Origin of the sequence: uncultured Caballeronia sp., from assembly GCF_964243625.1 — a bacterium.
Lineage (GTDB): Bacteria > Pseudomonadota > Gammaproteobacteria > Burkholderiales > Burkholderiaceae > Caballeronia.
Genome location: NZ_CAXTGZ010000022.1, coordinates 1 through 23383 on the forward strand (window position 1 = coordinate 1; position 23383 = coordinate 23383).

General features: G+C 61.7%; 17 protein-coding genes. 11 read left to right on the forward strand and 6 right to left on the reverse strand.

All coding sequences use genetic code 11. The features are described from left to right. Positions 1 to 254: 254 nt before the first annotated feature. Entirely contained in the window at positions 255 to 446 is a 192-nt protein-coding gene (locus tag ACFFAR_RS02780) for a PIN domain-containing protein (RefSeq protein ID WP_375507494.1), read from the forward strand. Positions 447 to 461: 15 nt separating this feature from the next. Here ACFFAR_RS02780 and glnE read toward each other — a convergent pair whose 3' ends face one another. After that, a complete protein-coding gene (glnE, locus tag ACFFAR_RS02785; protein WP_375507491.1) occupies positions 462 to 3278 on the reverse strand; it encodes a bifunctional [glutamate--ammonia ligase]-adenylyl-L-tyrosine phosphorylase/[glutamate--ammonia-ligase] adenylyltransferase in 2817 nt (938 codons plus the stop codon). 178 nt (positions 3279 to 3456) lie between these two features. Here glnE and ACFFAR_RS02790 point away from each other — a divergent pair, with 178 nt between their 5' ends. From ACFFAR_RS02790 to aroG, 4 genes are all read left to right on the forward strand, one after another. After that, positions 3457 to 7695, forward strand: a complete 4239-nt coding sequence (locus tag ACFFAR_RS02790) for a YhdP family protein (protein WP_375507492.1) — start codon at positions 3457 to 3459, stop codon at positions 7693 to 7695. Positions 7696 to 7768: 73 nt separating this feature from the next. After that, a complete protein-coding gene (locus ACFFAR_RS02795) occupies positions 7769 to 8590 on the forward strand; it encodes a carbon-nitrogen hydrolase family protein (RefSeq protein ID WP_174364301.1) in 822 nt (273 codons plus the stop codon). Between the two features lie 126 nt (positions 8591 to 8716). Next, positions 8717 to 10183 carry a metalloprotease TldD gene (gene tldD, locus ACFFAR_RS02800; protein ID WP_174364302.1) on the forward strand — a complete coding sequence of 489 codons (1467 nt, stop codon included), beginning with the start codon at positions 8717 to 8719 and terminating at the stop codon, positions 10181 to 10183. Between the two features lie 391 nt (positions 10184 to 10574). Further along, the gene (gene aroG / locus ACFFAR_RS02805) at positions 10575 to 11648 is read left to right on the forward strand and encodes a 3-deoxy-7-phosphoheptulonate synthase AroG (RefSeq protein ID WP_174364303.1); all 1074 of its coding nucleotides are present in this window, start codon (positions 10575 to 10577) and stop codon (positions 11646 to 11648) included. A 41-nt stretch (positions 11649 to 11689) separates the two neighbouring features. On the opposite strand, the gene ACFFAR_RS02810 is transcribed toward aroG, so the two are convergent. After that, positions 11690 to 12241, reverse strand: coding sequence for a cob(I)yrinic acid a,c-diamide adenosyltransferase (locus tag ACFFAR_RS02810; protein WP_061998478.1), 552 nt, complete (start codon positions 12239 to 12241; stop codon positions 11690 to 11692). A gap of 181 nt (positions 12242 to 12422) precedes the next feature. Here ACFFAR_RS02810 and ACFFAR_RS02815 point away from each other — a divergent pair, with 181 nt between their 5' ends. From ACFFAR_RS02815 to proC, 6 genes are all read left to right on the forward strand, one after another. Further along, positions 12423 to 13838, forward strand: coding sequence for an FAD-binding oxidoreductase (locus tag ACFFAR_RS02815; protein WP_062000684.1), 1416 nt, complete (start codon positions 12423 to 12425; stop codon positions 13836 to 13838). 130 nt (positions 13839 to 13968) lie between these two features. Then, the gene (locus ACFFAR_RS02820; protein WP_061998477.1) at positions 13969 to 15462 is read left to right on the forward strand and encodes an FAD-linked oxidase C-terminal domain-containing protein; all 1494 of its coding nucleotides are present in this window, start codon (positions 13969 to 13971) and stop codon (positions 15460 to 15462) included. A gap of 178 nt (positions 15463 to 15640) precedes the next feature. Further along, complete coding sequence (gene glcE / locus ACFFAR_RS02825) at positions 15641 to 16729, forward strand: glycolate oxidase subunit GlcE (RefSeq protein WP_061998476.1); 1089 nt, start codon at positions 15641 to 15643, stop codon at positions 16727 to 16729. A gap of 17 nt (positions 16730 to 16746) precedes the next feature. After that, entirely contained in the window at positions 16747 to 17973 is a 1227-nt protein-coding gene (gene glcF, locus ACFFAR_RS02830) for a glycolate oxidase subunit GlcF (protein WP_174363025.1), read from the forward strand. A 77-nt stretch (positions 17974 to 18050) separates the two neighbouring features. Beyond that, positions 18051 to 18752 (forward strand): YggS family pyridoxal phosphate-dependent enzyme, encoded by a 702-nt coding sequence (locus tag ACFFAR_RS02835; protein ID WP_174363024.1) that lies wholly within the window; start codon positions 18051 to 18053, stop codon positions 18750 to 18752. Between the two features lie 19 nt (positions 18753 to 18771). Next, the gene (gene proC / locus ACFFAR_RS02840) at positions 18772 to 19584 is read left to right on the forward strand and encodes a pyrroline-5-carboxylate reductase (protein ID WP_062169165.1); all 813 of its coding nucleotides are present in this window, start codon (positions 18772 to 18774) and stop codon (positions 19582 to 19584) included. Between the two features lie 60 nt (positions 19585 to 19644). Here the strand turns inward: proC and ubiA are convergent, their stop codons facing one another. The 4 genes from ubiA to ACFFAR_RS02860 all read right to left on the reverse strand — a co-directional run bounded on the left by ubiA (position 19645) and on the right by ACFFAR_RS02860 (position 23035). Then, positions 19645 to 20505 carry a 4-hydroxybenzoate octaprenyltransferase gene (gene ubiA / locus ACFFAR_RS02845; protein ID WP_174363023.1) on the reverse strand — a complete coding sequence of 287 codons (861 nt, stop codon included), beginning with the start codon at positions 20503 to 20505 and terminating at the stop codon, positions 19645 to 19647. 142 nt (positions 20506 to 20647) lie between these two features. Then, a complete protein-coding gene (locus ACFFAR_RS02850; protein ID WP_062169161.1) occupies positions 20648 to 21139 on the reverse strand; it encodes a Dps family protein in 492 nt (163 codons plus the stop codon). A 182-nt stretch (positions 21140 to 21321) separates the two neighbouring features. Next, the gene (locus tag ACFFAR_RS02855; protein ID WP_155524150.1) at positions 21322 to 21483 is read right to left on the reverse strand and encodes a hypothetical protein; all 162 of its coding nucleotides are present in this window, start codon (positions 21481 to 21483) and stop codon (positions 21322 to 21324) included. A gap of 67 nt (positions 21484 to 21550) precedes the next feature. Beyond that, the gene (locus ACFFAR_RS02860; RefSeq protein ID WP_375507493.1) at positions 21551 to 23035 is read right to left on the reverse strand and encodes a catalase; all 1485 of its coding nucleotides are present in this window, start codon (positions 23033 to 23035) and stop codon (positions 21551 to 21553) included. Between the last annotated feature and the right edge of the window lie 348 nt (positions 23036 to 23383).

The following is a 23383-nucleotide window of genomic DNA, read 5'->3' on the forward strand; positions in this document are numbered from 1 at the left end:
CGGCCTGGAGATTACCGCCACCACTCGCAAGCACGCGAAGGAAATGCTGGCGGCGTGAATCAACGCGTAGCATTAAAACTCAACGATTTGCGCTCGTGGCAGACTAACCTAAGTTAGCTAAGGCCAAGGAGCTTATTGAGGATGAGGAAAACGAAATACTCTTCAGTGCGGCCAGCGTCTGGGAAGTGGCAATCAAGAACGGGCTGGGAAGACCCGACTTCTAAGTCGATCCGCATCTGTTTCGCCGGTCGCTGCTGGACAATGGCTACATCGAATTGGTGATCAGCCGCGCGCACACTGCGGCAGTCGCCAACTTGCCCGACCACCACAAAGATCTGTTCGATCGGCTGCTGATTGCGCAAGCAACGGTCGAGGGCATCACCTTGCTGACCAATGACGAAACGGTAGCTGAGTACAAAGCGAGCCCGATTCGCCTGGTCAAGTAAACGCCGCTACTCGTACTACCCAAACACCCTCGCCCAAAGCCCGCTCACTGCCTCCCTCTCGGCTGCGACCACGTCTGGCTCGACCCGCGCCTTTTCCATGCCATCGAGCCGCAGCGTGTGCTGCAACTTCCTGTACCGTCGATAAGCCGCCGCCACCGTTTCCGCTTCTTCGTCACTCATCACGCCAAAGCGCGCGGCATGTCCCAGCAGGGAGATATTGCCGAGATTGCGCACGAACTCGCCGTCCTCGCGTGAGTGCAGCAGCACCCAGAACTGCACGATGAACTCGATATCCACCATCCCGCCGCGATCATGCTTCAGGTCGAAGAGCTTGCTTTTGTTCGGATGGCCGGCGTACACGCGCTCGCGCATCGCGACGATCTCCTGAGCGAGGGCGTTGGCGTCGCGCGGCATGGTCAGGACGTGGGCGCGAATCTCTTCGAAGCGCGCGCCAATTTCGGCATCGCCGGCGCAATAACGTGCGCGCGACAAAGCCTGATGTTCCCAGACCCACGCCGTATTCGCGGCATCGCCTTCACGAATCTGATAGCGCCGGAACGACTCCACGCTTGTCACCAGCAGACCAGATTCGCCGTTTGGACGCAGGCGCAGATCAACGTCGAACAAGGTGCCGGCGCCGGTCGCCGTGGTGAGCCACGTCACGAGGCGGCGAGCGAACATGGCGTAGATATCGCTGGCGGAATCGTCGGGGTCGTCGTGGAGGAAGATCAAATCCAGGTCCGACGCATAACCCAGCTCCTTGCCGCCGAGTTTCCCGTATGCGATCACGGAAAAGCGCGGCACCTCTCGATGCCGCTTCGGAAACTGCGCCCAGACCGTTTCGATGGTGACATCGAGCACGGCATCGGCCAGCGCCGACAGCAGGTCGCTCACGTGCTCGACCGTGATCTTGCCGCTCAGATCAATCAGCAGAATGCGGAACACTTCAGCCTGGTGCGCGTGGCGCAGCAGGTCCATTTGCTGTTCGGCGCCATCGGCGGCGGCCATTTGCGCGCGCAAGGTCGTGCGGAATTCCTGCCAGTCGAACGGGCTGGAAATGACTTCGTCGTCAAGCAATTCATCCAGGAGTTGCGGATGGCGGATCAAATATCCCGCGGCCCAGCGCGATGCACCCAGCACCGCCAGCACCCGCTCCAGCGCGGCCGGATATTCGGTCAGGAGCGCGAGATACGCGCCGCGCCGGCTGACCGCTTCGAGCAAATCGAACAACCGCGCGATGGTGTCGCCGCGCCGCTCGGGCGGCTGCGCTCGCTGCGCGGCTTCGAGCGCGCGCTGCGCAATGATGTCGAAGCGTTCGCGGCTGCGCTCGGGCAGGCCTTCGTATCGTGTCGATGTCCACACGCTGCGCAAGCGCGCGAGCACGGCGGGGGCATCGGTAAATCCAAGTTCCGTCACGCGTTCGCGCAGTTGTTCCTCAGCGCTGTCGTCGGCGAGCGCGCTGCTCCAGACCCACGAAGCCGCCGAATCCTCCGCCACGCCGCAACCGCCGTCGCCGTTCACCTTGTCGGCGAAAGTCTGGTCGAATTGATATTCGACGCGCGCCCGATGCGCTTCCAGCGCGTCCTTGAGCGCTTCGTAACTGGCGAAGCCCATTGTTTCGGCAAGCACCGCGCGGTCCTCCGGCGAGACCGGCATGGCGTGCGTCTGTGCATCGTTTCTATATTGCAAGCGGTGTTCGAGCTTACGCAGGAAGAGGTATGCCTCGGTGAGCTCGGCGCAGACGGCGGGCGCGATCAGTCCGTACGCCACGGCTTTCTCCAGCACGGACAAAGTCGGACGAATCCGCAGATCGGCAAGCTGGCCGCCCCGGATCAACTGGAAGACTTGCGCGCTGAATTCGATCTCCCGGATTCCGCCGCGGCCGAGCTTGATGTCGTCGGCCTTATCGGGGCGCATGGACGCACGGCGCTGTGCTTCCTGGCGAATCTGGACATGCAGCGACCGGATCGCGCTGATCACGCCGTAGTCCAGATACCGCCTGTATATGAATGGCGTGGACAGCGCCTCGAGTTGCCTGGCGAGCCGTTGCGCCGCTTCGCTTTCGCCCTCGGAAACCAGCCGCCCCTTAATCCATGCATAGCGCTCCCATTCGCGGCCCTGCACGTAAAAATACTCTTCGAGCATGCCGAGTCCGCAGGCCAGCGGACCGGCATCGCCGTTCGGACGCAGGCGCATATCGACACGAAACACATAGCCATCTTCCGTCACTTCAGCCAGCGCGCCGATCAGCTTGCGCCCGAGCCGCGTGAAATATTCCTGCGTCGATAAAGCCGCGCGTTCCCCGCCCGTCGTCTCGCCATCGTCCTCATAAACGAAGATCAGGTCGATATCCGATGACACGTTCAACTCGCGTCCGCCAAGTTTTCCCATGCCGACAACGCCCAACGTCAGGCGCTGTCCGTCCTGTCCGCGCGGCTCGCCGAAGGTGGTCTCCAGATCCGCCGACAAAACCGCCAACGCCCGCCGAATGGTCAGCTCCGCGAGGTCGGTCATGGCGCCGGTGACTTCCGCGACGTCGGCGAGACCAGCCAGATCGCGTTCCATCACCGTGCAGAAAACCTCTCCACGAAGCCTGCGCAACGCGGTCTTGAGCCGGGCTTCATCGAACCGGGCACCGCCTGCACACAGGTCGCACAACGCGTCCAGACGCTCCTCGATCCACGCGCGCCGGACCGGCGCCTTCGACCATTGCGCGATGTGCGCCGGCAGTTCGGGACGCGCGGCGTAGAGGCGCGCCGCGTAGTTGGAGGCGCTGGAACTCAGCAAGGATGCTTCGGTCATGGAAAGTCGGGCTCGGTCATTGCTCTGCAAACATGTCCGGCTCGTTGCCGGGGCTTTTGTAACAAAGTGCGCAGAAGACGGGAAAGGTCCATCCGGCGCGGCTCAGCGGGCGCATCGTAGCGTCTCTCCGCAGTTTTTTGAACTGCGCGCTGTGTTACATTTCAACGTCAAATCTCGAAAACCTACCATATCGCCGATCCGCCGCCGCATGTCCGACCAAAAGGAATTTGCCGACCTGCCAGAAGCTGTACCAATGAAGCTTGGCGGTCGAGTCGAGCGCGTTTTGACGCGGGCGCTCAAAGTCCTTCTGGTGCTGGTCGCCGTGGTGTATTTCGCGGTCGCCGGTATCTACCTGGTCTTGCGTTACGCCGTGCTGCCTCAGATCGATGCGTTCAGGCCGCGCATCGAGCAGATGGTATCGGCGAAAATTCATGCGCAATTGCGCCTTGGACGGATCACCGCGAAATGGTCCGGCCTGCAGCCTTCCTTCGATATAGACAACCTGCGCATCGACGCCGCCGACGGTTCACCCGGCGTCGCTGTCCCGCACGCGAGCGCGACGGTCGCGTGGCGTTCGCTGCTCGGGCCCATCCCGGTGCTCTCGAACCTGACCGTCGATGGACCCGACGTCATCATTGCGCGTAACAAGGACGGCACGTTCAGCGTGGCCGGCGTGCCGATCCCGGCCAAACGCACCGGCAACAATACGTTCATGACCTGGCTGTTGAGCCAGCAAGCCATCGTGCTGCGCGACGGCACGCTGCGCTGGCATGACGCGCAGCGCGGCGCGCCGGAACTTGCGCTCAAGCGCATCAAGCTCGCGATACTCACCGATGGCAACCGCCACCGCCTCGCGCTTCAGGCGCCGCCGGATGGCGACGTGCTGCATGGTCCGCTCGATTTCCGCGCGGATTTCACCCATACGCGGTTCAGCACGGCGGGCCGTCCGGAGAACTGGACGGGAGACGCGTATTTATCGACGGGACCGGTCGATCTACCCACGCTCGCGCACTACGTGAAGATGCCGTTCGCGACCTACAGCGGCCGCTTCGATAACCGCATCTGGCTCGACTTTGCAGACGGGAAACTGAAGACGGCGGGCGGCGACCTGACGGGTTCGGACATCGCGCTGCGCGTGCGCCCGACGCATCCGCGCCTCGACATGCCCATAGCGAAATTCAATTGGGATCTCGGCTTCCAGGACAACGAATACACGCTGCATCTCGCCAATCTGCAAGCCGAGCTCGGCCAGAAACCGATGTCCGACGGCACGCCCGTGTCCCGGTTGCTTGCCATGCACACGCTTACCGGCAGATACCGCGCGGCGTCCGTGAATCTCGGGCAGAAGTTCGGCGTGTCGGGCGATTTCGTGGATCTCGGCATTCTTGGCGAATTCATGCGCGCGCTGCCGTTGCCGTCGAAGGTGCAGAACGACCTGATCCGCTTCGATCCGCGCGGACAGATTGCCAACTACACGCTGGAAACCGAACGTCCCGCGCCGACCACACCTGCTCAGGCGCAGGCGCAACGCGAAAAAGGCACCGAGCCGCCTACGCGCTATACGGTCAAAGGGGACCTTCGCGGCGTGAGCGTGCTGGCGCAGGAACCGCCGCCGGGCCTGACGGTGAACAACCATCCGCGCGCCGGGATTCCAGGCGTGGAAAACCTGTGGGGCAGGATCGACGCAGACCAGGACCACGGCAGCGCGGTCATCGATACAAAAAATACCGCGATCACGCTTCCCGGCGTCTTCGACAACCCGCGCCTCGTCATGGATCAGATCGATGGCCGCGTGACCTGGACCGTCGCCAACGCCCCCGGCAAGCCGCACAAGGCGATCACGGCGCATATCGACAATCTGCACGTGAAGAACGCCGACGCCGAAGCCCGCGCCACGGCCGATTACAAGAACGAAGGCGAAGGGCGCGGTTCGCTCGACCTGAAGGCGACGGCCGAGTATCTGAAGGTGACGAGCCTCACCCACTTCTTGCCGACGAGCATCAGCGAGAAGCTGCGCATATATCTTGGCCACGCGTTGCAAGCGGGTGTTTCGCGTAATGGCACCATCGAGATTCATGGCGACCTGACGAAATTTCCCTATTCCCGTTTCCCCGATGCCGGCAAGTTCCGCATCGTCGCGCCGTTCACCGGCGGCAAGTTCGAGCCCACGCCCTACCCGCCCAAGACCATGGCAAACGGCACGCCGAATCAATGGCCGGCCTTTGATGGTATCGACGGGACGTTTCATCTGGCCGAAAACAAACTCGGCTTCGATATCACGCGCGGTCATTACCTGGGCATAGGCGTGCGCAAGACCACGGGGCGCATTGAAGACCTGGGAAATCGTGAATCGAAACTGATCATCGATGCCGACGCGCACGGTCCGATCACCGACATGCTGCGCTATGTAGAAGACAGTTCGCTCGGCTCGCTCTCGCAACATGTCGCGACCAAGATCGACGCGACCGGCAATGCCACGCTCGCGCTGCAATTGCAGATTCCGCGCGTCGCGCCGCCGCCCGGTCAGCGACAACGCGTGGGTTACAAGGGCTCGCTCACGTTCGCCGGCAACGATCTCGAATACGAGGCGTTTCCGCCCCTGTCGAACCTGAGGGGGCGCGCGAGCTTCGGAGAAAAAACCGCATCGCTCGATGGCATCACCGGCAAGTTCCTCGGCGGCGACGTGCGCGGTACGGGCGGCGTGAAACCCGACGGCAGTTATGCATTCGATGTCACTGGCCGTATCGGTGCGGACGCGGCCCAAAGCCTGAACCTGCGCAATCAGGCGCAGACGGTGGCGCTGCTCAAACACCTCAGCGGCACAGCGCCTTACGACCTGCGGGTGCGCGGCGTAAAAAACGCGTTGCCGCGCGTTGAAGCGAACTCCGATCTGACAGGCCTCGGCCTCGATTTCCCTGCGCCGTTCAACAAGGCCCAGGGCGCGCCGATGCCCTTCACGTTCACCTTCGCGCCCGTCGCCGGATCGCAGGTGGAACACGATGCAAAGCTCACGCTCGGGCCCGTCAATGCGCACTACCTACTCAAGCGCGAAGGCAAGGCGGCGCCCGTTGTGGAGCGCGGTGCCATCGGCGTGAACAAGCCGGCGGATCTTCCTGCCGAAGGCGTGACAGCAGCGGTCGACCTGGATGAACTCGATGCCGATGCCTGGCGCAAGACCATCTCGGATCTCGGGCCAATGCCAGCCCCCGCCGCCGCGCCGCCTGTCCGGCTGGCGGACGGCAAGACTCCGTCTACCGTCGCGAAGCAGTTCGTCCCCGACCGCATTGCCCTGCACTTCACCACGCTCAAGCTGCTCGCCCGGCGCTGGGAAAACGTGGCCATCGGCGCCACGCGCGGCGATGGTGACGACGACCGCAAGTGGAAGGCGAACATCGCGTCGAATCAGGTGTCGGGATATGTCGAATGGCTGCCCGGCGCGACCAAGGAGAGTCCGGGCGCCCTGCAGGCGCGCTTCGCCAAGGTCGTGATCCCGGACAAGACGGAGAACGACATGGTCGGGCAAATGATCCGCAGGCCGCCGCCGAGCAACATGCCGTCCATCGACTTGATCGTGAACGAGCTCGTGGTGCGCGAACGCACGCTCGGGCGGCTGGAAGTCAACGCGCGCAACGGCGTGGAAGACGGTGTGCCGGTCTGGCATCTGGACAAGCTCGACCTGGAGAACCCGGACGCGCGGCTTTCGGCTACGGCCAACTGGCGCACGATTCCGGGCGCCGGAGCGCATCCGGAAACCGATTCCGACGATGACGGCCCGCGCCGCACGGCCGTCGATTTCAAGCTCGATATCCTCGATGCCGGCGCGCTCGTCGAGCGCATGGGTTTGCCGCAGACGGTGAAGAATGGCAAGGGCTCCGTCACGGGCCAGCTCGGCTGGGACGGCAGCCCCGCCGCGATCGACATGCCTACGCTTAATGGCAAGGTCGCCGTCGATTTCGAGCACGGCCAGATCCTGAAAGTCAAAAACGCGGCGGCGGTCAAATGGCTCGGCGTATTCAGCCTGCAGAGCCTCGCGCACTTTCTTACGCTGAACTTCCAGGATGTCGTCGGCAAGGGCCTGCCGTTCGAGAAGATTACCGGCACCGCGACGGTTCAGGATGGCATCGGACGGACGGACGATTTCAAGATGGTCACCCCGCCGGCGCGCGTCGAACTGACGGGTCTCGTCGATCTTCCGAAGCAGACGCAGGACATGCATGCCAAGGTCATCCCGACGATCAGTGCGGGCGCGGTGGCCATTGGCGCGGCCGTGATCAATCCGCTGCTCGGCCTTGCCACGCTGGCTGGGGATCTGGTGTTGTCGAAGTCGATTGGCAAAGCCTTTACCCGCGACTATTCCATTACCGGCCCGTGGTCGAAACCCGTCATTCAGCGGGTCAAAGGCGATCAGGGTAAGATCGAAATTCCTGCTGCCGCAGAGGCGGATTGAGCGCGCTTGTCGCGCTAATGGCTTGCGTTGACGGCAAATCGATCATTTATCGTGCCCTTTTTAAAAGGCTGACATGAGCGAAAGCATCCCCGAAAATTTCCGCGTCGCCGCGCTGCAAACGGTCAGCGTGCCGGATCGCGACCGGAATATCGCGGAAGCGGGACGGCTGATCGCCGAAGCCGCGCGTGACGGCGCGAAGCTTGTGCTGCTGCCGGAGTACTTCTGCTTCATGGGTTTCAAGGACACGGACAAGCTCGCGATCCGCGAAACCTTCGGCCAGGGCCCGATCCAGCAGTTCTTGTCCGATGCCGCGCGCGAGCATCGGGTCTGGATCATCGGTGGGACGTTGCCGCTGGAATCATCGGAGGCGTCGCGTGTGCTCAATACCACGCTCGTTTTCGATCCCAGCGGCAAGCAGGTCGCCCGCTACGACAAGATCCACCTGTTCAACTTCGAAAAAGGCTCGGAATCCTTCGATGAAGCCCGCACCATCTGCCCGGGCAGCGAAGTGCGTACATTCGAAGCGCCGTTCGGACGGGTGGGTTTGTCGGTGTGCTATGACCTGCGTTTTCCCGAGCTCTATAGAAAGATGGGCGACTGCGCGTTGATGGTCGTGCCGTCCGCCTTCACGTATACAACCGGCGAGGCGCACTGGGAAACGCTGCTCAAGGCGCGTGCGGTGGAAAACCAGTGCTACGTGCTCGCCGCAGCGCAGGGCGGCAAACACGAGAACGGGCGCCGCACCTGGGGCCACAGCATGCTGATCGACCCGTGGGGCGAGATCGTGGCCATGGTGGAAGAAGGCCCGGGCGTGGCGGCGGGAAATATCGATAAAGCGCGCATCGCGTCTGTCCGGCAGAGCCTGCCGGCCTTTCGTCATCGCGTACTGGGCTAGCTTGGGAGCTAGCTTGTTTAGTTGGCTTGTTTTTTTCGGAGTACCCCTCCATTTGGTCAGGGTGTGGCATAAATGCTCCGACGTTAGAATGCTTTTAATCCCTACAGACTTCGCCACAGGCACCGAATGAACATCATCGAACCCGGCATCCGAAATCTCGCCACCGCGAAAGAGATTCTTCTGACGCCTTACGGCCTAGACGAATCCACGATTACGCGCACGCTGGCAGAGATCTTCACGCACCGCGTTGATTACGCGGATCTCTATTTCCAGTCCACCCGCAGCGAGGCGTGGAGCCTGGAGGAAGGCATCGTCAAATCGGGCAGTTTCAGCATCGACAAGGGCGTGGGCGTTCGCGCCGTGTCGGGCGACCGGACGGCGTTCGCGTATTCGGACGATCTGTCGGCTGATTCTATTCGCCAGGCGGCCATGGCGACGCGCGCGATCGCGAAAGCAGGCGGCGGCAAACACAAGATCAAATCGGCGAGTTCGCTGACCGGCGTGTTCGGCCGCGACCTTTATCTGCCGTCGGACCCGCTTTCATCGCTCGATGCCACCGCCAAGGTGAAATTGCTCGAGCGCGTCGAGCAAATGGCGCGGGGACGCGACCCGCGCATCGTTCAGGTTATGGCAGGGTTGGCGGGCGAGTACGACGTCGTGCTGGTCGCACGCAGCGACGGCGCCCTGGCCGCCGACATCCGGCCGCTCGTGCGCGTTTCAGTGACGGTGATCGCCGAGAAGGACGGACGCCGCGAGATTGGCAGCGGCGGCGGCGGCGGTCGCTACGACTACGCTTATTTCACCGACGAAATTCTCTCCACTTACGTTGATCAGGCCGTGCACGCGGCACTGGTCAATCTCGACGCGCGTCCCGCTCCGGCAGGCGCCATGACCGTCGTGCTCGGACCGGGCTGGCCCGGCGTGCTGCTGCACGAAGCCATCGGCCACGGACTTGAAGGCGACTTCAACCGCAAGGGCTCGTCGGCGTTTGCTGGCCGGATCGGCGAGCGGGTGGCGGCGAAAGGCGTCACGGTTGTCGATGACGGCACGCTGCCGAATCGCCGCGGGTCGCTCAACATCGACGACGAAGGCAATCCCACGCAGTGCACCACGCTGATCGAGGACGGCATCCTGAAGGGCTACATCCAGGACTCGCTGAACGCGCGCCTGATGAAAATGCCGGTGACGGGCAATGCACGACGTGAATCGTACGCGGCGCTGCCCATGCCACGCATGACCAACACGTACATGCTCAACGGCGATAAAGATCCGGGCGAAATCCTGGCATCGGTGAAAAACGGCTTGTATGCTGTGAATTTCGGCGGCGGTCAGGTCGACATCACCAACGGCAAGTTCGTGTTTTCGGCGTCCGAGGCGTACATGATCGAAAACGGCAAGGTGACGTACCCGGTGAAGGGCGCAACGCTGATCGGCAGCGGCCCGGAATCGCTCAAGTACGTGACCATGATCGGCAACGACATGGCGCTCGACGGCGGCGTGGGCGTATGCGGCAAGGAAGGCCAGAGCGTGCCGGTGGGCGTGGGCCAGCCGACGTTGCGCATCGAAAAGATGACGGTGGGCGGCACGGTTTGACCTGACTCTTCCACTCTTCCGCATGCCGCGCCGCTTGTCGAAAGCAAGCGCGACATGCGGAAAAACCGCATGAAATCTACACGCCTCACGCAGAAATAGCATCGTGCATGCGGATTATCCGCATTTTGATACCTTGCAACTTGCCACCCGCGCAGGTTTGGGGTTATAAAGCAAGACGTTCAATTTTTACCAAAGACCGAAACCTCATGTCCGCCAAGTTTTATTTTTATTTCTTTTGGCATCTCAAGCCGCTGGCGGATCGAGAGGGGTGAGTCGTTTGTGCTGAACCCAAGTTTCCCGAAAAACCGCCAGCCGAGTCTGGCGGTTTTTTTATGCCTTTTTCTTTCATCACATTGAACACAGCACCAAAACGAGTTCTTGGAGAACCAGCATGCCCCCGCACAACACCGACGATGTCCGAATCCGCGAATTGAAAGAACTGACGCCCCCTGCTCACCTGATCCGCGAGTTCGCGTGCGCCGAGCCGGTTTCGAACCTCATCTACAACTCGCGCCAGTCGATGCATCGCATCCTGCACGGCATGGAAGACCGGCTGATCGTGATCATCGGACCGTGCTCGATTCACGACACCAAGGCAGCGATGGAATACGCCGGCCGTCTGGTCGAGCAGCGCAAGCGTTTCGCGGGCGAGCTGGAAATCGTGATGCGGGTGTACTTCGAAAAGCCGCGTACCACGGTGGGCTGGAAGGGCCTGATCAACGACCCGTACATGGACAACAGCTTCAAGATCAATGACGGTCTGCGCACCGCCCGCGAACTGCTGTTGCACATCAACGAACTAGGGTTGCCGGCCGGCACCGAGTACCTCGACATGATCAGCCCGCAGTACATCGCGGATCTGATTTCGTGGGGCGCGATCGGTGCGCGGACGACGGAATCTCAGGTGCATCGTGAACTGGCTTCGGGATTGTCGTGCCCGGTCGGCTTCAAGAACGGGACGGACGGCAATGTGAAGATTGCCGTGGATGCGATCAAGGCCGCGTCGCAGCCGCACCATTTCCTGTCGGTGACGAAGGGCGGGCATTCGGCGATCGTGTCGACGGCCGGCAACGAGGATTGCCACATCATCCTGCGCGGCGGCAAGGCGCCGAACTACGATGCGCAAAGCGTCGACGCCGCGTGCAGCGACATCGGCAAGGCAGGGTTGGCTGCACGCTTGATGATCGATGCGAGCCACGCCAATAGCTCGAAGAAGCACGAGAACCAGATCCCGGTTTGCGCCGATATCGGCAAGCAGATTGCCGGTGGCGACGAGCGGATCGTCGGCGTGATGGTGGAATCGAATGTGGTTGCAGGACGCCAGGATCTGAAGGAAGGCTGCGAGCTGGTCTATGGTCAAAGCGTGACCGATGCATGCATTAGCTGGGAAGACAGTCTGGGCGTGCTGGAAGGGCTGGCCGCCGCCGTGAAGCAGCGCCGTGTGGCGCGTGGTAACGGCAACTGAAGATGAAAAGGCTGCGAAGACGGATTCGCAGCCTTTTTACTTCACAGCTTGCGTTCGTGATTCCACAACACGTCCGACCCGCCATCTACGCGGTTCAGCACGCGCGACAGGACAAACAGCAAATCAGAAAGCCGGTTCACGTATTTTCGCGGCTCGGCGTTGATCTTGTCGACACGGCCAAGCGCGACGATCGAGCGTTCCGCGCGACGGCAAACCGTCCGGCTAACGTGAGCAAGCGCTGCCGCCCGCGATCCACCCGGCAGGATGAATTCCTTCAGCGGCGGCAGGTTGGCGTTGTACTCGTTGATCCAATCATCGATACGCGCAAGATGCGCCTCTTCGATCATCGAATGGCCGGGAATGCATAGCTCGCCGCCGAGGTCGAAGAGATCGTGCTGGATCGCGACCAGCGCCGCGCGGACATCGTCGGGGAGTTTTTCGCACAACAGCACGCCAATCTGCGAATTCAGTTCATCGACGTCTCCAATGGCCGCGATCCGCGCGTCGTCTTTCTGCACGCGGCTGCCGTCGCCGAGGCCGGTCGAGCCGTCGTCGCCGGTGCGTGTCGCTATCTTGCTCAGGCGATTGCCCATGTAGTCTCCCAGGTCGACGCGAACGAAAGTCTGCGTCCATGCTCATTATAGGCATCGACCGGGCATCGGCTGGACTCGGGGTATCGGCGTAAAATGGACGCATAAAACGCACGAATCCCTCACGCCATTACCGGATTTCGTGCATCCCAACGTCCGTCACATCGATGTCCGGAGACATGCCGTGAATCATCCCGTCCCTCCAATCGCCGTTCGCCGCACCTTTCCTGCCACCCTGCTCGATGCGCTGAAAACTGCTTTTGGTGATCGCATTTCGACCACGGCCGCCGTGCGCGAGCACCACGGACGCGACGAATCCCCGTTCGACCCGCAATTGCCCGATGCCGTCGTGTTCGTGACGAGCACGGAAGAAGTCCAGACGGTAGTGAAGCTGTGCGCCGAACACAATGTGCCGGTGATTCCGTACGGCAATGGTTCGTCGCTTGAAGGTCATTTGCTGGCGGTGCAGGGTGGCGTGTCCATCGACATGTCCGGCCTGAACCGCGTCTTGTCGATAGACGCCGAAGACCTGACCGTCACGGTCCAGCCCGGGATTTCGCGCAAACAGTTGAACGAAGCATTGAAGGATACGGGCCTGTTCTTCCCGATCGACCCGGGCGCAGACGCAAGCATTGGCGGGATGTCCGCCACGCGCGCCTCGGGCACGAATGCCGTGCGTTACGGGACCATGCGCGAGAACGTGCTCGGCCTGACCGTCGTACTCGCCGACGGCCGCGTCATCAAGACCGGCACGCGTGCGCGCAAATCATCAGCGGGATATGACTTGACGCGCTTGTTCGTCGGCTCGGAAGGCACGCTTGGCGTGATCGTCGAGATCACCGTGCGGCTTTATCCGCAGCCGGAAGCGGTATCGGCGGCGGTATGCGCATTTCCGTCGATGGGCGACGCCGTGCGCGCGACCATCGAAACAATTCAGATGGGCGTGCCGGTCGCCCGCGTCGAATTCCTGGATTCGCTCGCCGTGCGTTCGATCAACCGCCACTCGAACATGACTTTCCGCGAATCGCCAATGCTCTTCTTTGAATTCCATGGCACGGAAAGCAGCGTGAAGGAGCAAGCGGAAACGGTGCAGGCAATCATTGCCGAAAATCACGGCACGGATTTCGAGTGGGCGACGCGCCCGGAAGATCGCAGCCGCCTGTGGAACGCGCGCCACAACGCCTATTTCGCGATGCTGCAATTGAAACCCGGTTGCCGCGCAGTGACCACGGATGTATGCGTGCCGATCTCGCGCCTGGCCGAATGCGTGATGGAGACGGAACAGGATCTGAAGGCGAGCACGCTGCCTTGCCCGATCGTTGGCCACGTCGGCGATGGTAATTTCCACGTCGCCATGCTGCTCGATCCCGCGAAGCCAGAAGAACTCGAAGAAGCCGAACGCATCAATCACCGGATCGTGCAGCGCGCGCTGCGCATGGGCGGAACGTGTACCGGCGAGCATGGCGTCGGCCTGCACAAGATGCAGTTCATGATCGAAGAACATGGCGAAGACGCAATCAGCGTGATGCGCTCGATCAAACACGCGCTCGACCCGAACAACCTGATGAATCCAGGCAAGATCTTTACGTACGACGCCTGATAACTCAGCGTCTCAGGGAAAACGCGCTCCGTCCCCGTAATTAGCCCAATCGACGGCGGGGACGCCCAGGTGCAAGATCAGGCGATCTGCTGTTGGAAATGCTCCAGCGCACAAACCGCCGGGAGGAGACATGAACGCACCCGCCGAGCTTTCGCCGGAAATTCTCGCGCAACGCCAGCGCGAAGTGGTCCAGGCATTGATGGCTGTACTGCCGACGCATTGCTTGTTGTATCGCGAGGAGGACACGGCCGCGTACGAATGCGACGGACTGGCCGCTTACAGACGCTTGCCGCTTGCCGTTGCATTGCCGGAAACCGAGGCGCAGGTTCAGCGCGTCGTGCAGATTTGCGCGCGGCTCGACGTGCCCATCGTCCCGCGGGGCGCCGGTACGGGCTTGTCTGGCGGCGCAATGCCGATACGGCATGGCATCGTGGTGTCTCTTGCGCGCTTTCGCAAGATCATGGAAGTCGATCCGTATGCGCGCACCGCGACCGTCCAGCCGGGCGTGCGCAATCTCGCCATTTCCGAAGCCGCCGCACAGTATGGGCTTTATTACGCGCCCGATCCTTCATCGCAGATTGCGTGCACGATCGGCGGCAACGTCAGCGAAAATTCCGGCGGCGTTCATTGCCTGAAATACGGCCTGACGTGTCACAACGTGATGCGGGTGCGGGCTGTATCGATGGAAGGCGACATTCTCGAATTCGGTTCACTCGGGCTGGACGCGCCCGGGCTCGATCTGCTTGCGGTGTTGATTGGCAGCGAAGGCATGTTCGCAATCGTCACCGAAATCACCGTCAAGCTGATTCCGAAGCCGCAAACGGCGCAAGTCATCATGGCGAGTTTCGACGACGTGGTGAAAGGCGGCAACGCGGTCGCGGCGATCATTGCAGCGGGGATCATTCCGGCCGGCCTCGAAATGATGGACAAACCCGCGACGCGCGCCGTCGAGGAATTCGTGAAGGCCGGCTACGACCTTGAAGCCAAGGCGATCCTGCTGTGCGAATCCGATGGCACGCAAGACGAAGTGTCCGAAGAAATCGTTCGCATGACAGCCGTGTTGCGCGAGTTCGGCGCAAACCGCATCCAGATTTCGCGTTCCGAAGCCGAACGGCTGAAATTCTGGTCGGGACGCAAGAACGCGTTTCCGGCGGCCGGGCGGATCTCGCCGGATTATTACTGCATGGACGGCACCGTGCCGCGCCGCCAGATCGGGCCGTTGCTTGCGCGTATCGAAGAGATGGAAGTCAAGTACGCGCTGCGCTGCATGAACGTGTTCCATGCGGGTGACGGCAACATGCATCCGCTCATTCTCTTCAATGGCAACGATCTCGACGAATGGCATCGCGCTGAAGCGTTCGGCTCGGACATCCTGGAAGCCTGCGTGGAACTCGGCGGGACGGTGACGGGCGAGCATGGCGTGGGGATCGAAAAGATCAATTCCATGTGCGTGCAGTTTTCGCCGGAGGAACGCGACACTTTCCACGCGATCAAGCGCGCCTTCGATCCCCCCGGCCTGCTCAATCCGGACAAAGGCATTCCCACGCGCGCGCGCTGCGCCGAGTACGGAAAGATGCACATCCGCGGCGGTTTGCTCCCGCATCCGGAAATCCCGCGCTTTTAGGCATCGTGTTCAGACGTGGCAACTAAACGGCCGCTTCGGCATCAGCGGCCGTTCAGATGCAGGAAACATATCCACGTTTATACGAGTGGCCTTACCAGCACGCGCCGATACACTGGTCTGGAGCATCAAAAACTAGCCATTTGGCCAGCAGACGGCCAGCATCAACACGCAGGACACCATGAACGAGGAAGACATTGTCGCGAGCTGGTCCGAGCGCGTGCGCGCCGCGACAGCGAGCAACACGCCTTTGCGGATTCGCGGCGGCGGTACGAAGGACTGGTACGGCCAGACGCTGCAAGGCGAAATCATCGATACACGCGCGCACAGCGGAATCATCGAACATGACCCGGCCGAACTCGTGATCACCGCGAAGGCTGGCACACCACTGCGCGAGATCGAAGCGCGCCTCGACGAATGCAACCAGATGCTGCCGTTCGAGCCGCCGCACTTTGGCCACGATGCAACCATCGGCGGCTGCATTGCTGCAGGACTCGCCGGCCCGCGGCGCGCCGCGGCCGGCGCGCCGCGCGATTTCGTATTGGGCGCCGTGGTGATGAACGGCCAGGGCCACGTGCTGCATTTCGGCGGCCAGGTGGTGAAGAACGTTGCGGGTTACGACGTCTCGCGCCTGCTCGCCGGATCGCTTGGAACGCTCGGGATGATTCTGCAGGTATCGGTGAAAGTGTTGCCGAAACCGGTCGCCGAAATCACGCTCAAGTTCGAGATGAACGATACCGATGCCGTGCGCAAGCTCAACGAATGGGGCGGCCATCCGTTGCCGATCACCGGCAGCGCGTGGCGCGACCACACGCTCGCGTTGCGGCTCGGCGGCGCGGAAGCCGCTGTGAAATCGGCGCGCACGGCGCTCGGGGGCGAAGTGGTCGACGCAGTAGAAGCCGATCGTTTCTGGTGCGGCCTGCGCGAACAGTCCGATCCGTTTTTTGCCGTGCTGCCGCCGAAATCGGCGTTGTGGCGGTTGTCGTTGCCATCGATTGCCGAGCCCATGCATCTCCCGGGTCCGCACCTGATGGAATGGGGCGGCGCGCAACGCTGGTGGATCACCGACGCCGACGCGCAGACCGTGCGCATCAGCGCGAAGCAGGCCGGCGGACACGCGACCATCTTCCGCTCGGGTTCATCGTACGACCGCAATGCCGGCGTCTTCACCCCCCTGCCCGCGCCGATGATGAAAATCCATCGTGGCCTGAAATCTGCGTTCGATCCCGCGCGCATCTTCAATCGCGGCCGTCTCTACCCTGACTTTTAAGCTGACCGACCCACGCAATGCAAACCAACCTCGCCGATTTCATGCGCAACACGGCCGACGGCGACGAAGCCGAAGCCATCCTGCGCAAGTGCGTGCATTGCGGATTCTGCACGGCGACGTGCCCGACCTACCAGATTCTCGGCGATGAACTCGATGGTCCGCGCGGCCGCATCTATCTGATGAAGCAGATGATGGAAGGCGCGCCTGTCACGCGCAGCACGCAACTGCACCTGGACCGTTGCCTCACGTGCCGCAATTGCGAAACCACGTGCCCCTCAGGTGTGCAATATGGAAGGCTGGTGGAAATCGGCAGGAAGATCGTGGAGGAGAAGGTCGAGCGGCCGATCGGCCAGCGCGTGCAGCGCAAGTTGCTCGCAAACTTCCTGCCGAACAGCAAGCTGTTCACGCCCGCGATGAAGCTCGGCCAGCAGTTCCGGCCGCTCCTGCCAAAGACCTTGCGCGCCAAGATTCCCGTGGCGCAACGGCCGCTCGCAGCGCCGACCAACATCCACGAACGCAAGATGCTGATGCTCGCCGGTTGCGTCCAGCCGGCAATGATGCCCAACGTGAACACGGCAACGGCGCGCGTCTTCGATGCACTGGGCATCCAGATGCTGACCGCGCCGGACGCGGGCTGTTGTGGCGCGATCCGCCTGCATCTGGGCTACAACGACGACGCCCTCGACGATATCCGCAACAACATCGACGCGTGGTGGCCTTATGTTGAAAGCGGCGTGGAGGCGATCGTGATGAACGCATCCGGTTGCGGCGCGACGGTCAAGGAGTACGGGCATTTGCTGCGCAACGATCCGGCTTACGCGGAGAGGGCCGCGCGGATCGTGGACATGACGCGCGATCTCGCTGAAATCCTGCCGCAGTACGAAGAAGAGCTGACCGCGATGGTGAGGCGGCGCGCCGTCCATACCGTCGCGTTTCACCCGCCGTGCACGCTGCAGCACGGCCAGCAGATCCGAGGCCGCGTTGAAAACCTGCTGACGGCGCTCGGCATGGAAGTTCACCTTCCCGCCGATAACCACTTGTGCTGCGGCTCGGCTGGGACCTACTCGGTGCTGCAGCCGAAACTCTCGTACACGTTGCGCGATCAGAAAATCGACAAGCTCGAGAAGCTGGAACCGCAGATGATCGTGTCCGCGAATGTGGGGTGTATCGCGCATTTGCAAAGCGGCACATCGACACCTGTCGTGCACTGGATCCAGCTCGTGGAACATCTGCTGTATGGCTGACGGCAGCCGGCGCGAGGCGTGCAGCCGCCTCACGTCCGTATAATCGGAGCTCTGCTTTTCTTGCGGCGTCCGTTTCCATGTCCTCTCACATAGCCCTTCATCTCGACGAAGTCCGTCAACGCATCGCGAAAGCGGCGGCCGAAGCGTCGCGCGAACCGGCATCGGTCGCGTTGCTGGCGGTATCGAAGACTTTCCCTGCCGGCGATGTCCGCGCCGCATTCGACGCGGGACAACGCGCGTTCGGCGAGAACTACGTGCAGGAATCGGTCGCGAAGATCGCCGAACTTGCCGACTTGCGCAGCCAGATCCAGTGGCATTTCATTGGACCATTGCAGTCGAACAAGACCAAGGTCGTCGCCGAGAATTTCGACTGGGTGCATTCCGTCGACCGGCTGAAGATTGCCGAGCGGCTATCGGCTCAACGCACGGACGGCATGGCGCCGCTCAACGTCTGCCTGCAAGTGAATGTCAGCGGCGAGGAATCGAAAAGCGGCGTGACACCTGAAGAAGCGCTGGCGATTGCGCACGCGATCACAGCCTTGCCCAATCTCAAGCTGCGCGGCTTGATGTCGATTCCCGAACCAGCCGCCACACTCGACGAACAACGCGCACCGCACAAGCGTCTGCGCGAACTCATGGACACCTTGCGCGCGGATGGCCTTGAACTGGATACGCTTTCCATGGGCATGTCGGCGGATATCGAAGCCGCGATCCTGGAAGGCGCGACGATGGTTCGCATCGGCACGGCAATCTTCGGCGCACGCGATTACTCCAACTGACTTTCGATCTGAACTCACTATGAAAATTGCGTTTATTGGTGGCGGCAACATGGCGTCGGCGCTTATCGGCGGCTTGATCAAGCGTGGCGTGGCGGCGGCGGATCTTTATGTCGTCGATCCGGGCGAGGAAGCGCGTGGACGCGTCGAGAAGGAATTCGGCGCGGCGACAGGCGCATCGATCGACTCGAAGCTGAGCGAATACGACGCCATTCTGCTTGCCGTCAAACCGCAGGTCTTGAAGGACGTGGCAGCGGCGCTGCAGCCGGTGTTGTCGAAGCAACTGGTGATCAGCATTGCGGCCGGCATTCGCGCGGCCGACCTGTCGCGCTGGCTTGGCGGCTACACGCAAATCGTGCGCACGATGCCAAACACGCCCGCGTTGATCGGCATGGGCGTGACGGGTCTGGCCGCGTTGCCCGGCGTGGACGATTCAGCGAAGGCGCTGGCGTCGAAGGTGCTGGAAGCGGTAGGCGACACCGTCTGGTTCGACGACGAAGCGAAGATCGACGCCGTCACCGCCATTTCGGGCAGCGGTCCGGCGTACGTGTTCTATTTCATCGAAGCAATGCAGGAAGCCGCGCGTCAGCTCGGCATGGATGAAGAACAAGGGCGCGCGCTCGCCGTGGCGACGTTCACCGGCGCGGCGCAACTGGCTGCGCAATCGGGAGAGCCGGCGAGTGTGTTGCGGGAACGGGTCACATCGAAGGGCGGAACGACGGCTGCGGCGCTGGCTTCCTTCGAAGCACAGGGCGTGAAGGATGCAATCGTACGCGGCGCACTGGCCGCGGATGCGCGGGCAAAAGAGATGGGCGAGGAACTGGGCAAGGCCTGAGAAAACGCCGCTGCGGGTCAAAGCCCGCAGCAGTGTTCAAGCCGCCAACTGATCACTGGCCTAGCGAAAAAACGCGTAATGCGCCGCAATGCCCGCGAACAAGACGCCGCCCAGCCAGTTGTTATGTTTGAACGCGGCGAAGCACGACATGCGCTCGCGGTTCCTGATCAGCGTGTAGTGATAGATCGCGCACGCCACCGCCGCCGCCCAGCCGATCCAGTACAACCAGCCGAACGCCAGCGTCATGCCAATCCACGCGTAGATCCCAAGCGTCACGCCATAACAAAGCATGATCGCGAGGACATCGAAGCGGCCGAACGTCAGGGCCGACGTCCTGATGCCGATCTTGATGTCGTCGTCGCGATCGACCATCGCGTATTCGGTGTCGTAGGCGACCGACCAGAAGACGTTCGCGGCCAGCATGATCCACGCGAGCGGCGGCACGTGATCCTGAATGGCGGCGAACGCCATAGGAATGCCGAATCCGAATGCAATGCCCAGATACGCCTGCGGAATGGCGAAGAACCGCTTGGTGAACGGATAACTTCCCGCGACAAAAAGCGCGAACACCGAGAGCTCTTTTGTCAGCGTGTTGAGCGGCAGGATCAGCAAGAACGCAATCGCCGATAAAACCGCCGCCAGCGCCACCGCTTCCCACGCGGCAATCTTGCCGGACGTGATCGGCCGGTTTTCGGTGCGCTTCACGTGTTTGTCGAAATCGCGATCGGCGTAGTCGTTTATCGCGCAACCCGCCGAGCGCATGAGCAGCGTGCCGAGCACGAAGATCAGCAGAAGCATGGGCGATGGGTGCCCATCCGATGCAATCCATAACGCATTGAGCGTCGGCCACAGCAAAAGCAGGCTGCCGATGGGTTTATCCATGCGGACGAGGCGGAGATAAAGCGGAAGGCGAGCGAGCATGGCAGGTTGCACCGAATGACAGTGACGGTATTTTAAGGCAGCGCGGTTTAGAGCGGCGCGCACAGCATAAGGCCCCGCGTTCGGACGAGCGCGGGGCCTTTATCGCAATCTGACTCAATCTAACTGATACTCAGCCGGCTTCTTACTCCGCCAACATCGCGCGCAACATCCACGCCGTCTTTTCGTGAATCTGCATGCGCTGCGTCAACAGATCGGCCGTCGGTTCGTCGTTGGCGTTATCGGTTAGCGGGAAGATTGCGCGCGCGGTGCGCACCACGGCTTCCTGCCCTTCCACCAGTTGACGGATCATCTCCGCGGCGGCCGGAATGCCATCCGCTTCCGGAATGGACGAGAGCTTCGCGAACTCGCGATAGCTGCCCGGCGCATACACGCCCAGCGCGCGGATACGTTCGGCGATGGCATCCACCGCCAGCGCCAATTCAGTGTATTGACCTTCGAACATCAGGTGGAGCGTGTTGAACATCGGCCCCGTGACGTTCCAGTGAAAATTGTGTGTCTTCAGATACAGCGTGTAGGTATCGGCCAGGAGATGCGACAAGCCATCGGCAATCTTCTTGCGGTCTTTGTCGCTGATACCGATATTCACAGCCGGTGATGCGATTTTCTTCGCCATGGTGACTCCGTGAGAGTGATACGAACAATGCGGGCGAATGACTGATCCAGATCGTGGATCGGGTTCCGCCGGGCGTTCGTGAGTTTATCTTAGAAACGCAGCCGGACCCGCCGTGCAGCGCGGGTCCGGAGGGTTATCGGGCGCGTCGATACGACGCGCATCGATGGGATCGCACAAGTCCGTCAGACCAGCCCCGCACCACGCAATCCTTCGATAACCACCGCCGCGTAACTCGCCGCGACGATGCCAAAACCGATCGCGAGCCGCACGCCGCGCGACGCGTTCAGGCTTTTGGCCTCAAAGCCGCTTACCGCCCGCTCGATATTCATGATCGCTTGTGTCATCGCCGTTTCTCCTTGAGTCCTGCGTTTTCAATCGATGGGACGCTTTTTCTCAAGCGCCCCGGTCTGCTTACTTCATTGCTGCTTCAAGCTCTGCGTCGGCGGTCTCGACTGCCTGGCCCAATGCCGCCAGCGCTTTCACCACACCCGCCGCATACGCGGGGTCGGCGCGCCGGAAGTGCTCTATCTGAACCTTGACGATCTCGTTCGGCACGCCATGGATATGCCGCGCGATGTTGCCGAAGAAGCGCTGCTTTTGCGCGTCGTCGAAGAGGCGGAACAGGTCGCCCGGCTGGCTGTAGTAGTCCGTGTCTTCACGATGGTCGTAGCGCTCCACCGCACCCGCGGCCAATGCCGGCTCATTCACGCTCGCGTCCTGCGAGAAGTCGCCGAAGCGATTCGGCTCGTAGTTCACGCGGCCGCCGCTGTTGCCATCGACACGCATGCCGCCATCGCGATGAAACGAGTTCTGCACGGCAGCCTTCGGCGCATTCACCGGAATCTGATGGTGATTGATGCCCAGACGATACCGGTGCGCATCGCCATACGAGAACAAACGGCCTTGCAGCAAGCGGTCCGGCGAGAAGCCGATGCCCGGCACCACGTTCGCCGGCGTGAAAGCGGCTTGCTCCACGTCCGCGAAATAGTTGCCGGCGTTGCGATTCAACTCGAGCGTGCCCACGTCGATCAGCGGGAAATCCTTGTGTGGCCATACCTTGGTGATATCGAAAGGATTCATGCGATACGTCGCCGCTTCTGCCTCCGTCATCACCTGGATGCGGAAATTCCACTTCGGGAAATTGCCGCGATCGATGTTGTCCACCAGATCGCGTTGCGCGCTTTCACGATCACTGCCCACTACGGCCGACGCTTCGGCGTCGGTGAAATTCTCGAGCGGCTGCTGCGACTTGAAGTGGAACTTCACATAGAACCGTTCGTTGTTCGCGTTGATGAACGAATACGTGTGCGACCCGAAACCATGCATCTGCCTGTAGCTTTTCGGAATTCCACGGTCGCTCATCAGGATGGTGACCTGATGCAACGACTCCGGATGCCGCGACCAGAAGTCCCACGCCGCCACGTTGCTGCGCATGTTGGTGTACGGATCGCGCTTTTGCGTGTGGATGAAGTCGGGAAACTTCAGCGGATCACGGATGAAAAACACCGGCGTGTTGTTGCCGACTACGTCCCAGTTGCCTTCTTCCGTGTAGAACTTGATCGAGAATCCGCGCACATCGCGCTCGGCGTCGGCTGCGCCGCGCTCGCCGGCAACCGTCGAGAAGCGCATGAACATCGGCGTCTGCTTGCCGACTTCCGCGAACACCTTGGCTTTCGTGAAGCGCGAGATGTCGTGCGTGACGGTCAACGTGCCGAACGCGCCCGATCCCTTGGCATGCACGCGGCGCTCCGGAATCACTTCGCGGTCGAAGTGCGCGAGCTTTTCGATCAGCCAGAAATCCTGCAGCGCAATCGGGCCGCGCGGGCCGGCGGTCACGGAGTTCTGGTTGTCGCCGACTGGCGCGCCTGCTGCGGTGGTAAGGGTGCGATTGGTCATCGAGTGCTCCTGAAGTATTCGGGGAATTGCGTTCTTGCGGGGTTTGTTCAGCACGTGCCGGCGAAACTGGCCAGCACGTCGACCACGACGCTGCGTGCTTCGCGATAACTCGCGGTAAGTTGCGTGGCGCGGCGGGCGATCATCGTCATGGCTTCCTCTGGCTTTGTTTTGCTGGATCGGTGCCGACCCATGGGAAGAAGCATAACAAAGGCTATCTATTTTTATAATTCAATTAACTTAATCTATCCGATAGGCCAGACGAATGCCCGGACCAGTTGACATGAAAAATTGGGGGTGGATTCAGAGGCCGCGCCAGAGCAGGCGCGGCAGAAAGACTTAATTGACTGC

Excerpts from the sequence above, each read along its gene's own strand:
- ACFFAR_RS02790 (WP_375507492.1), top strand. The coding sequence starts at position 3,457 with ATGTCCGACCAAAAGGAATTTGCCGACCTGCCAGAAGCTGTACCAATG.
- ACFFAR_RS02795 (WP_174364301.1), top strand. The coding sequence starts at position 7,769 with ATGAGCGAAAGCATCCCCGAAAATTTCCGCGTCGCCGCGCTGCAAACG.
- tldD (WP_174364302.1), top strand. The coding sequence starts at position 8,717 with ATGAACATCATCGAACCCGGCATCCGAAATCTCGCCACCGCGAAAGAG.
- aroG (WP_174364303.1), top strand. The coding sequence starts at position 10,575 with ATGCCCCCGCACAACACCGACGATGTCCGAATCCGCGAATTGAAAGAA.
- ACFFAR_RS02810 (WP_061998478.1), bottom strand. The coding sequence starts at position 12,241 with ATGGGCAATCGCCTGAGCAAGATAGCGACACGCACCGGCGACGACGGC.
- ACFFAR_RS02820 (WP_061998477.1), top strand. The coding sequence starts at position 13,969 with ATGAACGCACCCGCCGAGCTTTCGCCGGAAATTCTCGCGCAACGCCAG.
- glcE (WP_061998476.1), top strand. The coding sequence starts at position 15,641 with ATGAACGAGGAAGACATTGTCGCGAGCTGGTCCGAGCGCGTGCGCGCC.
- glcF (WP_174363025.1), top strand. The coding sequence starts at position 16,747 with ATGCAAACCAACCTCGCCGATTTCATGCGCAACACGGCCGACGGCGAC.
- ACFFAR_RS02835 (WP_174363024.1), top strand. The coding sequence starts at position 18,051 with ATGTCCTCTCACATAGCCCTTCATCTCGACGAAGTCCGTCAACGCATC.
- proC (WP_062169165.1), top strand. The coding sequence starts at position 18,772 with ATGAAAATTGCGTTTATTGGTGGCGGCAACATGGCGTCGGCGCTTATC.
- ubiA (WP_174363023.1), bottom strand. The coding sequence starts at position 20,505 with ATGCTCGCTCGCCTTCCGCTTTATCTCCGCCTCGTCCGCATGGATAAA.
- ACFFAR_RS02850 (WP_062169161.1), bottom strand. The coding sequence starts at position 21,139 with ATGGCGAAGAAAATCGCATCACCGGCTGTGAATATCGGTATCAGCGAC.
- ACFFAR_RS02855 (WP_155524150.1), bottom strand. The coding sequence starts at position 21,483 with ATGACACAAGCGATCATGAATATCGAGCGGGCGGTAAGCGGCTTTGAG.
- ACFFAR_RS02860 (WP_375507493.1), bottom strand. The coding sequence starts at position 23,035 with ATGACCAATCGCACCCTTACCACCGCAGCAGGCGCGCCAGTCGGCGAC.